At 35.8% G+C, this 12,121-nt stretch carries 10 protein-coding genes; all 10 read right to left on the minus strand.

The window, feature by feature from the left end; all coding sequences use genetic code 11:
• Nucleotides 1–89: 89 nt before the first annotated feature.
• A complete protein-coding gene (locus tag F7888_RS00945; protein ID WP_191776284.1) occupies nt 90–1,115 on the minus strand; it encodes an ABC transporter ATP-binding protein in 1,026 nt (341 codons plus the stop codon).
• Nucleotides 1,116–2,096 (minus strand): ABC transporter ATP-binding protein, encoded by a 981-nt coding sequence (locus tag F7888_RS00950; RefSeq protein ID WP_191776287.1) that lies wholly within the window; start codon nt 2,094–2,096, stop codon nt 1,116–1,118. It lies immediately after the preceding gene.
• 526 nt (nt 2,097–2,622) lie between these two features.
• Nucleotides 2,623–3,531, minus strand: coding sequence for an oligopeptide ABC transporter permease (opp4C, locus tag F7888_RS00955; RefSeq protein WP_191776290.1), 909 nt, complete (start codon nt 3,529–3,531; stop codon nt 2,623–2,625).
• 17 nt (nt 3,532–3,548) lie between these two features.
• Nucleotides 3,549–4,499, minus strand: a complete 951-nt coding sequence (locus tag F7888_RS00960; RefSeq protein WP_191776293.1) for an ABC transporter permease — start codon at nt 4,497–4,499, stop codon at nt 3,549–3,551.
• Nucleotides 4,500–4,634: 135 nt separating this feature from the next.
• Nucleotides 4,635–6,299, minus strand: coding sequence for a peptide-binding protein (locus tag F7888_RS00965; RefSeq protein WP_191776296.1), 1,665 nt, complete (start codon nt 6,297–6,299; stop codon nt 4,635–4,637).
• Nucleotides 6,300–6,407: 108 nt separating this feature from the next.
• Nucleotides 6,408–7,433, minus strand: a complete 1,026-nt coding sequence (locus F7888_RS00970) for an ABC transporter ATP-binding protein (protein WP_191776299.1) — start codon at nt 7,431–7,433, stop codon at nt 6,408–6,410.
• Nucleotides 7,430–8,410, minus strand: coding sequence for an ABC transporter ATP-binding protein (locus F7888_RS00975; RefSeq protein ID WP_191776302.1), 981 nt, complete (start codon nt 8,408–8,410; stop codon nt 7,430–7,432). Before F7888_RS00975 ends, F7888_RS00970 begins: the two co-directional genes overlap by 4 nt.
• Before the next feature lie 529 nt (nt 8,411–8,939).
• Nucleotides 8,940–9,725, minus strand: a complete 786-nt coding sequence (locus F7888_RS00980) for a DUF2268 domain-containing putative Zn-dependent protease (RefSeq protein ID WP_191776305.1) — start codon at nt 9,723–9,725, stop codon at nt 8,940–8,942.
• A 105-nt stretch (nt 9,726–9,830) separates the two neighbouring features.
• Nucleotides 9,831–11,069 carry a beta-ketoacyl-ACP synthase II gene (fabF, locus tag F7888_RS00985; RefSeq protein ID WP_191776307.1) on the minus strand — a complete coding sequence of 413 codons (1,239 nt, stop codon included), beginning with the start codon at nt 11,067–11,069 and terminating at the stop codon, nt 9,831–9,833.
• Between the two features lie 47 nt (nt 11,070–11,116).
• Nucleotides 11,117–12,049 carry a beta-ketoacyl-ACP synthase III gene (locus F7888_RS00990; RefSeq protein WP_191776309.1) on the minus strand — a complete coding sequence of 311 codons (933 nt, stop codon included), beginning with the start codon at nt 12,047–12,049 and terminating at the stop codon, nt 11,117–11,119.
• Nucleotides 12,050–12,121: the final 72 nt, after the last annotated feature.

Here is a 12,121-nt window from a genome sequence, read left to right on the forward strand (position 1 = left end):
AATTCCTCCCCTATTTCTTATATATATATTTCTTGAAAATCATTGCTTATCGCAACATTTCCAAGGATAAAGATAGTTTGTTACATGTCTTATTCATAAAGATGACAAGCAACAAAGTGATCTTTTTCCACTTCTTTAAATTGAGGTGCTACCTGTTTACAAATATCTGTTGCTGCAGGACAACGAGTATGGAACACACAGCCTGTAGGCGGATTTGCTGGACTTGGTAGTTCCCCTTTTAGTACAATTCGCTCACGCTTCACTGCATTTTTCCCTCTTGGTACAGGAACCGCAGATAATAGTGCTTGCGTATAGGGATGTAATGGGTTTGCATAAAGATCTTCTTTATTAGCCAACTCCATCATCTGACCTAAATATAAAACTGCAACTCTATCACTAATATGACGAACAACACTCAAGTCATGTGAGATAAAGATGTAGGTAAGACCAAATTCTTTCTGTAAATCTTGCATTAAGTTAATGATTTGGGCTTGAATCGAAACGTCTAGCGCAGAAACTGCTTCATCCGCTATGATTAAATCCGGTTTTAATGCCAATGCTCTAGCGATTCCTATACGTTGACGTTGTCCACCAGAAAACTCATGTGGATATCTATTAATGAAGGATGCATTTAATCCAACGGTTTCTAATAATTCTTTTACTTTCTCATCTCGTTCCTTCGGAGTATACAAATTATGCGTATTTAAAGGCTCCTTGATAATTGAACGCAATGTTTTTCGAGGATTTAATGTAGCAAAAGGATCTTGGAATATCATTTGAATGTCTTTACGGACAGACTTTCTTAATTGACTTTCACTCATATGAGTGATATCTTGTCCTTTAAAAATGATCTTTCCATCAGTTGGTTCATACAAACGAATGATTGTACGTCCTGCTGTAGACTTACCACAGCCAGATTCACCAACGATTCCAAGTGTTTCTCCTTTTCTTACCTTTAACGTTAGCCCATCTACAGCTTTAACATTGCCAACAGTCTTCTGAAGTAATCCTGCTTTTATAGGAAAATACTTTCTCATTCCTTGTAGCTCAAGTAATGTTGTAGATTCTTGTTCTTTTTCTTGAAGCTCTTTCTCAAGCTTTGTTGAGTCAATCATTTAGTTACCTCCTTCTGCCTCATGTAAAAAGCAACGTATTGATCGGTTTTCTTCAATAACCTTTAATTGTGGTTGTTCTGCGAAACAACGATCAAATGCTTTTGAACAACGAGGAGCAAATCGACAGCCCTTCGGCATATTTTCTGGTGATGGAACATTTCCTTCAATTGATTGTAATCGTGAAATCTCACCATCAATCGACGGAACTGAATTCATTAGACCTTCAGTATATGGGTGTAAAGGATTTTCAAATAACTCATCAACAGATGCTTCTTCAACAACTTGTCCACCATACATAACTACGACTCTCTCAGCTATTTCAGAAACAACACCAAGGTCATGTGTTATTAGTAAGATAGAAGTATCAAATTTTCGGCTTACTTCTTTCATTAAATCCAATATTTGAGCTTGAATTGTCACATCTAGTGCTGTAGTGGGCTCGTCTGCAATGAGTAACTTCGGGTTACAGCTCATAGCAATTGCAATCATGACCCTTTGTCTCATACCGCCTGATAAACGATGTGGGAATTCATTAACTAATTCAGCCGCTCGGGAAAACCCTACCATTTCCAAAAGTTCTATCGCCTTCTTTAATGCTTCATTTTTCGACATTTTTTGATGATAAGTTAAGACCTCAGTAATTTGTTCTCCAATTGTTAAAACTGGATTCAAGGAGGTCATCGGTTCTTGGAAAATCATTGAAATTTCATTACCACGTACCTTACAAAGCTGGGCTTCAGTTAAGCCTACGAGGTCTTTACCGTCTAATAAAATTTGTCCGTCTACGATCTTACCTGCCGGACTTGGTACAAGTCCCATAATCGATAATGATGTGATACTTTTGCCTGAACCAGATTCACCAACAAGTGCAACTGTTTCACCTTTTCTAATTTTTATATCAACACCATCAACAGCTGGAATAACTGTCTTCTTTTTAAAAAAGTGTGTTTTTAAATTTTTCACTTCTAACAATGTAGACATTTCCAACACCACCCCTTCTTACTCTAGATTTCTTTATCATTACTTTTCTAAAGTATTTATTATTCTGAAAATTTAAATTAAAAAATCATACATTATAATCCTATTAATCTATTTAACTAGATTGTATTGAGTAGCTTTTCTATTCTGTCCTTAACTAAACTAAATTATCTGAAAATAACAATACTTGTATTTTATTATATAAAATTCATAAATTCAAGTTTATTTTAAAAAATATTTTAATAATGAATATTTGAACTTCTTTCTTGTTATTATTCTATAAAAATTATTCTGAAATTGCAAGACTATTTTAAATTTTAAATTTAAACTTGCTATTACTGGTAATTATTTAGGAATTCGTAACAAATATCATTTTCCACTATAATTTTTTCAGAATACCTTCTATGTACTACTGCGTTAATATAGATTTTATATTATAAATTTTAAAAATATTAACATTATTTCAACAAAACATATTTTAGCGCTTTAGAGTATAAAAAAAAGCCAAGATAGATTCTTGACTTTCTTTCTAATTATTCACCTTAGGATCAAGTGCGTCACGTAGACCATCACCAACAAAGTTAAAGCACAACACTGTAATTAAGATTAATAAACCTGGAAAGAGAGGATACCACCATGCCGTTAACATAATTGTAAAGTTTTGAGCATCCTGCAGCATATTCCCCCAACTTGGTGTAGGAGGTTGAATTCCTAAACCTAAATAACTTAATGCAGATTCTGTTAATATTACTCCACCAATCTGAAGTGTTGCAGAAACAATAATTGGTCCCATTGCATTTGGTAAGATGTGCGAAAAGATAATTTTATAGCTTCTTGTTCCAATCGTTTTGGAAGCTAAAACAAATTCCCTCGTTCGAAGTGATAAAAATTCACCACGGACAAGACGAGCTGTACCCATCCAACCTGTTAACGCAAATATGATAATAAGTTTGTCTACACCTGGTTGAAAGATTGTTACTAATGTAATTAGAAGAAAAATACTAGGTATTGATAATAATACATCGACAAAACGCATTAAAATTGCATCAAGTTTGCCGCCAAAATAACCTGCCATAGACCCAATAACAGTTCCTATTGTAATTGCCCCAAACACTGAAGCAAAACCAACTAACAGAGAAATTCGTGCTCCATATAGTAATCGAGAAAGCAAGTCCCGACCAAATTTATCTGTTCCTAGTAAGAATTCTGCACCAGGCGGTTTAAGCTTATCTAGCAATCTTTGTTCTTCATATGGGTATGGTGCAAGCACCGGTGCTAATAAAGCTGCAAGAATGATTATTGTAAGTATGATTGATCCGATTACTGCAAGTTTATTTTTCACAAACTTTCCTACAATAATCCTCGTCATTGTTTCTGGCTTTTCATTGATTCCTAAATTTAGGGCTACATTTTCGGATGATAGGTTAGGTTGTGCCATCGAACTCTCCTCCTTTCTTAGTACTCAATTCGTGGATCAAAGACAGCGTATAAGATATCAGCAATAAGGTTACCAATGATTACAAAGACTGCGGAGATTACCGTAAGAGCCATAATTACTGGATAATCACGCTGAAAGGCTGAATCGAAGAATAGTTTCCCAATACCTGGCCATGAAAATACTTGCTCTACTATTACTGCTCCACCAATAAATGTAGGTAACATTAAACCAAAAATTGTAATTACTGGAATTAACCCATTACGTAATCCATGTTTGTAAATCACTCTACTTTCCTTAAATCCTTTTGCACGAGCCGTTCTCATATAATCTTGCCTAATTACCTCAATCATACTTGTACGAGTATAGCGAGTAAGACCTGCCATATCAGCTGTTGCTAGCACAAAAGCAGGTAGGATCAAATGGTGAATACGATCCCAAATACTAAAAGGTGCATTTAAGGTGTGGGTGCCCCCAGTAGGGAACCAACCTAAATTTACTGACATAAACATGATCAGAATAAGTCCCAGCCAAAAGTTTGGAGTTGCCAACCCTAGAAAAGAGGTGACAGTGACCGAATAATCGAGCTTTGAGTACGGCCTGGCGGCGGACATGATGCCAAATGGAATGGAAATAACAACAGCTAATAATGTTGAAACAACCATTAATAATAATGTGTTTGGAAGACGATTTAATATCATCTCACTTACAGGTGTACCTTTACGTACAAGAGATGTTCCAAAATCACCCTTTGCCATATTACCTAGCCATTTTACATATTGAATGTGTACTGGTTGATCTAAACCGTACTTTTGAATAAATTTCACTCTATTCTCAGGCTTTATATTTGGATCCATCATCATTGCAGTTGGACCACCTGGAGCCATCTTTACGATCGCGAATGAAATAATCGTAATTCCAATTAACAATGGAATTGCCATAATTATTCTTCGTATAATATACGTTGCCATCGCTTATTCTCCTTTTCTAATTAGTTTCAAATCTATTTTCAACGATTCTATACTTCTCGTTTATTTTCAAATCCATTGAAAAAGGAAGGGGAAACCCCTTCCCTCTTTTACATAAAGGTCAAATAGTTATTATAATTATTGTTGTTCTGCAAACCACCATTTATTGATGTTGTAGAAATCACTCTTCGCATGGAACTCATAACCTTGCATGTTTTCAGGCATTGCACGGTGAACGTTTGGATAGTACAAGAATGTGTAAGCTTGCTCTTCAGCAAGAATCTTGTAGATTTCACCATAGATTTCTTTGTACTCATCTTGATCAAGAATTTGTCTTGCATCTTCCATTAACTTATCTGCTTCAGCGTTAGAGTACCAGTGCATGTTAAGACCTGCTTCTCTTTGGCTAGTGTGGAAAATATCGTATTGATCTGGGAAAGTAGATAAGCTCCAACCTAATACCATTGCGTCAAAATCCCAATTTGGTGCAGAAATTTGCTCAATATAAGCACTCCACTCAACGATTTCAGGTTTCGCTTCAATTCCAACTTCTTTTAATTGTTGTTGTAATACAACAACAATGTCTTCACGAATTTTATTACCTTGGTTTGTTTTAATAGTGAAAGAGAATGGCTCTCCATCTTTATCTAAGATTCCATCACCATCTGTATCTTCCCATCCAGCTTCAGCAAGTAATGTTTTAGCTTTTTCTGGATCATAATCGAATGTTGGAACATCATCATTGTAAGCCCAAGATAATGGAGATTCTGGAACGTGTGCTACTTCACCATCACCATCCATTACTGAATCAACAATCGCTTGACGGTCAATTGCATGTGTCATCGCTTGACGAATTTTCACATCATTGAAACGTTCTTGTTGTAAGTTAAATGCTAAATAAGTGTAAGATAATGCTAAACCAGATTCAATTTTAACTCCTGGGAATGCTTTAGCTGTTTCAACATCAGTTCCTGGAACTGTAGTGAAGTCAACGTCCCCAGCTTGTAATTGCGCTAATAACGCGTTTTGATCAGGTACAATTTTGTAAGTAATAGAATCGAAATATGGTCTACCTTCGAAATAATCTTCGTTTGCTACAACCTTAACATATTCTCCATCTCTCCACTCTTCGAACTTGAATGGACCAGTACCAATTGGAGATTTTGTATTGAATTCATGCTCACCTAGGTCACCTACTGGAACTTCTCCTAAGATATGCTCAGGTAAGATACCATAGCTTAAAGTGATTTGGTGGAAAGTAGCATCAATTTGGCTAAGCTTGAATTCTACAGTGTAGTCATCAATTTTTGTTACGGATTCTAAAGATTCAAATGCAGATCCACGCTCACCAGCATAATCTGGATCTTTAGGAATACCGAAAGTGAACACTACGTCATCAGCGTTAAATTGTTCACCATCATGCCATTTTACGTCATCACGTAATTTTACTGTGAATGTTAATCCATCTTCAGACATTTGAACATCAGTTGCTAAGTCATTAACTGGATTAAATTCAGTGTCTCCAGTTACTAATCCATTATAAATGAATCCTTCAATATCAGAGCTTGATACATCAGTTGAATATAAAGGGTTAAAAAGGGTTGGTGCTCCAATTGAACCTACTACGATATCTCCACCGTATACTGGCTCGTCACTACTTGGCTGTTCTGCAGGTGTTTCTTCTTCTGGCTCATCTGCTGGTGGCGTTTCTTCTGCCGTATTACCTCCTGAACAAGCCGCTAAAAATAGTGACATTGCTAGTGTTAAACAAAGAAGTAACCATGCTGATTTTCTCAATTTCATTATTTTTCCCCCTATCATTTTGTAAAGTTTTTAAGATAAAATAATACCGCTTTGTTGCTTACAAAGTAGATTTCTTGTTACCGCCCCCCTTCAAGTTTTTAGGTTGATTTATTCGTACAAATGGCAAGCAACAAAATGTTCTGTTTGTACTTCCTTAAATTCAGGGACAACCTGTTTACAAATATCTGTAGCAGCTGGACATCTTGTGTGAAATACACAACCACTCGGTGGATTTGATGGACTAGGTAGTTCACCTTTAAGTACAATTCTTTCTCTTCTAACTGCGTTTTTAGATCTCGGTGTTGGAACTGCTGATAGAAGCGCTTGAGTATAAGGATGAAGTGGATCTGCATATAGATTATCCTTAGGTGCAAGCTCCATCATTTTTCCTAAATACATCACGGCAACTCGATCACTTATATGTCTTACAACACTCAAATCATGTGAAATGAAGATATAAGTTAAACCAAAGTCACTTTGTAAATCCTGCATTAAATTTATAATTTGGGCTTGTATCGAAACATCCAAGGCCGATACTGCTTCGTCAGCAATAATCAGTTCAGGCTTTAACGCTAACGCTCTAGCAATTCCGATTCTTTGCCTTTGTCCACCTGAAAACTCATGCGGATAACGATTGATGAAAGATGCATTTAATCCTACTGTTTCTAACAGTTCTTTAACCTTTTCATCTCTTTCTTTCGCAGAATAAAGATTGTGTGTATTTAATGGTTCTTTAATAATAGATCGTAAGGTTTTCCTAGGATTTAATGTTGCAAATGGATCTTGAAAGATCATTTGTATATCTTTACGAACCGTTTTCCTCAATGAATTTTCTGACATATGGGAAATGTCATTCCCTTTAAAAATGATTTTGCCTTCAGTCGGTTCATATAATCGAATGATGGTTCTTCCTGCTGTAGATTTTCCACAGCCCGATTCTCCAACAATTCCGATTGTTTCACCCTTTTTTATCTTCATTGTAAGTCCATCAACGGCTTTAACATTTCCAACTTGTTTTTGAAGCAAACCTGCTTTTATAGGAAAATACTTTTTCACATCAATCAACTCTAAAAGAGTGCTAGTCTCTTCCTCTTTTTCACTAGAATTTGAGACTTCTTCGTTTACAGAAATCATTGCCCCTCCTCCTCTCCATCATGTAAGAAGCATCGTACAGAACGATTCCCCTTTTTCAAAAGTAATGGCTGTTCAGTGTAGCACCGATCAAACGCTTGGGAACAACGTGGAGCAAACCTACAGCCTTTAGGCATATTTTCTGGAGAAGGTACATTTCCTTCTATTGATTGAAGTCTCGATATTTCTCCATCAATGGATGGTACTGAGTTCATCAGACCTAATGTATATGGATGTAATGGATCTTCAAATAATTCATCAACTGATGCCTCTTCAACAACCTGCCCACCATACATAACTACGACTCTCTCTGCAATTTCAGAAACGACGCCTAAATCATGTGTAATGAGTAAAATTGAGGTATCAAATTTTCGACTTACGTCCTTCATTAAATCTAGAATCTGGGCTTGTATTGTTACATCGAGAGCAGTGGTTGGTTCATCGGCAATTAATAACTTGGGATTACAGCTCATCGCAATAGCAATCATTACTCTTTGTCTCATACCACCAGAAAGGCGGTGAGGATATTCATTTACCAATTCAGCAGCTCTTGAAAATCCGACCATTTCTAATAATTCAATTGCCTTTTTTATCGCTTCATTCTTTGATAATTTCTGATGGTAAGTTAATACCTCAGTAATTTGTTCTCCTATTGTTAATACGGGATTTAAAGATGTCATGGGTTCTTGGAAAATCATCGATATTTCATTTCCACGTACCTTACATAAATCTTTTTCTGATAAATCAACTAGATTTCTTCCATCTAGAATTATTTCTCCATCAACGATCTTACCTGCTGGACTTGGCACTAATCCCATAATTGAAAGAGAAGTAATACTTTTACCTGAACCAGATTCACCTACAAGTGCAACTGTCTCTCCTTTATGTATGACGATATCAACTCCATCTACAGCAGGAATGACTGTTTTCTTCTTAAAAAAATGCGTTTTTAAGTTTCTAACTTCTAATAAAGCAGACATAACTAACCATTCACCGTCCCTTATATGTAAAATAACCGACACAATCATTAATACTATTAATCTATGAAAAATTTTGACGAAAATTTCAAAGTCGTTTTTAAATATTGAATGTTCAGATATATTCCAATTTCTAAATATATAATATTACAGTAAGATTACAAATTCAAGTTAATTTTTATAATTTTATTAATCTTTGGAACTTTTTCTTTATTTGTTATTATTACAATATTCAGATAGTGTTATTCTAGTATTATTTTATTCAATAAAACTAGTAAATTAATTCAATTTAATAGACCTATTTACCTAGTTTTGTTTATTTTTATTTCTTTAACCGAAGTTTTTTAGGATAATTTAATACGTAAATTTTAATAATAATCTTCTCCAAAAAGAAAACGTTTTCATTTTTAAGATTTGTTACATACTTTGTCAGGAATACTAACAATACTTTATATTAATAAAGGATTTTTTTAGTATTACTTCTTGTTTTTTATAAAAAAAAGAATAGCTCGGATGCTATTCTTGCTTTTTTCTATGAACGTTCATTAAGAAATTGATCTGAGCTTACATTCATCACGTCACTTACACTTAAGTGATTGGCTTCTAAATAGTTTCGTACAAGGAAATAGCCCACACAGTAACCCAGCATCTTTGGATACAAACCCAAACCGTATAAAATTCTATGATATAGATGATTCTCTTTTTTTATTTTGTAATTAGGTAAGATATATCTATGGTTAAATTTCTCTAATTGTTGATCACTATAATAAGTAGTCCATTTCGCTACTGCACTTTCACCCAATCTTTCTCGAACAGCATTTTCTGCTAGTCCTTCAAGAATGATTGTATCTAGAAGTCGATAGTCGGTTTCATGTCTTTTATATTTATATAAGCGATATACATGATTATATTCGTGAGTAAATACAGCTTGAACATCTTGTTCACCATTCATATCTGAAAGAAAAAGAAATAATTTATCACTAAAAGCTATCCCAGATTTCCCATTATATTCTTTTGTTATTTCTCTATTCATGGGGTCTGAAGGTAAGATAAATATGGGGATATTGGGTACAATCCACTCTTTCTTTAATTTTCGCTCTTCACTCTTAACGATATTCCAGAAATTCTGCTTGATGAATTGATCTATATATTCTTTATCTACTGTGTCTAGCCGATACATGCCATTCATCGTTAGAAAGGCTAGTATTTCAGTAGCTGTTACTTTGTCATCATTAAAATATGGTCTGATTTTTTCACACAACTCAATTGGTTCATCAAAATAACTTTCCAGCCACTCCCGAGTATTAATCAATGACACGTATTTCCCCCCTCTACTTTTGCTAATTTATACCAAAGTATGCAAACAAACGAAAGAGGTGAAATGAAAAAAAGCACCCGATATACAGGTGCTTTCATATATTTATTATTGATATTTCTTGAAAATAATCGTAGCGTTATGTCCACCAAATCCTAAAGAATTACTTAACGCAGCGCGAACAGTTTGTTTTCTTGCCTTATTAGGAACATAGTCCAAATCACATTCAGGATCAGGAGTTTCATAATTAATAGTTGGCGGTACAATATCCTCATTTATCGCTAGAATGGAGAAGATTGCTTCAACACCACCAGCAGCTCCTAATAAATGTCCTGTCATTGATTTAGTTGAGCTTATTGCTAACTTATTAGCATGTTCACCAAATACTTCTTTTATCGCTAATGTTTCAAATTTGTCATTATACTCTGTACTTGTACCATGTGCATTAACATAGTCAATCTCACTAGGATCAAGACCTGCATCTTCAATCGCTTGTCTCATCGCTCTTACTCCACCTTCACCGTTTGGTGCTGGCATTGTGATATGATACGCATCACCAGTGGCACCATATCCAACGATTTCAGCATAAATCTTCGCTCCACGAGCTAACGCATGCTCAAGTTCTTCAATGACAAGTATACCTGCACCCTCTCCCATAACAAATCCATCTCTATTCTTATCAAATGGACGACTTGCTGTTTTAGGGTCTGGGTTAAATGATAGTGCCTTTGCTGAACAGAAGCCCGCAAATGACATATTCGTTAATGGCGCTTCAGTTCCTCCGGTAATCATGACATCAGCATCTCCACGCTGAATTACTTTAAATGCGTCTCCGATTGAGTTTGTACCTGTTGCGCATGCTGTAACTGTACAAGTATTTATTCCCCTTGCTCCTAGCGCAATCGACACTTGCCCTGCTGCCATATCTGGAATCATCATAGGTACATAGAATGGACTTACACGGCGATGTCCTTTTTCTAAAAAGATTTTATGCTGTTCTTCATGGGTTTCCATCCCACCAATACCTGAACCAATCCAGACACCCACACGTGGAGCAATTTCGTCGGTAATCGTTAAGTCAGCGTCCTTTACAGCCATGAAAGAGGCAGCTAGAGCATATTGTGTAAAGCGATCCATTCGACGTGCATCTTTTTTCTCCATGAAGTTCTCAGGATTGAAATCCTTAAGCTCTGCAGCTACCTTTGCTGGTAATCCTTCAATATTTACTCTTGTTAATGGCCCAATACCAGAAACTCCAGCTAGTGCATTTCTCCAAGCTGTTTCAGTATCATTTCCAATTGGAGTTAATGCTCCAAGTCCCGTTACTACTACTCTTTTCTTTTCCAAGTGAAGTCAGCCCCTATTCTATAATTAGATTCAAATTCAAATGTAAGTTAAAATCCCCATCTTAGAGCAATTGCTCCCCAAGTTAAGCCACCACCAAAGCCTACCATAACAATGACATCATTATCATTGATCTTACCTGCTTCAATTTCTTCATATAATGAAAGTGGAATCGATGCAGCCGATGTATTTCCATATTTATGAACTGTTTTTGACATTTTCTCTTCTGGTAAGTCTAGTCGTTGCCTAGATGCCTCCATAATCCGAATATTTGCTTGATGTGGAATTAAGAAATCCACATCTTCTTTTGACAAACCAGCCTTTTCAAGCACTCGTACACTTGATTCACCCATTTGTCTGACAGCAAATTTAAATACTTCACGTCCATTCATGATAATATGCTCATCTTGATAGAGGTGTTTACCACCCGTTCCGTCAGCACCTAATTCAAACGCTAGAATTCCTTTTCCATCAGAAACCTGCCCCATTACAACAGCACCAGCTCCGTCTCCAAATAACACAGCTGTATTTCGGTCATCCCAATTTGTAATCTTTGAGAGCTTTTCAACTCCTACAATTAAAACATGTTTATAGCTACCTGTTTCAATGAACTGCTTTGCTGTAGCAATACCATACATGAATCCGGCACATGCTGCACTTATGTCCATTGCCGCCGCTTTAGTTGCTCCTAGCTTTTCTTGTATCATACAAGACACAGTAGGGAATGGTCGATCTGGAGTTACCGTCGCAACTAGAATCAAATCGATGTCCTCAGGAGAGATTCCTGCTTTTTCAATCGCTTCAGCACTTGCATGAAAAGCCATATCCGATGTATTCACATCATCAGATGCGATTCTACGTTCCTCAATTCCAGTCCTAGTTCTAATCCATTCATCAGATGTGTCTACAATCTTTTCTAAATCATGGTTTGTAACAACTTTTTCAGGAACATAACGTCCAATTCCAATGATTCCAGCATTCATATTCGCATCTCCTTAACTATCTATAATCCAAATTAAATTTTTATTATCAAATATTATGACTTGGTACTAATT

The organism is Litchfieldia stipae (assembly GCF_014837155.1).
Classification (GTDB): domain Bacteria; phylum Bacillota; class Bacilli; order Bacillales; family Bacillaceae_L; genus Litchfieldia.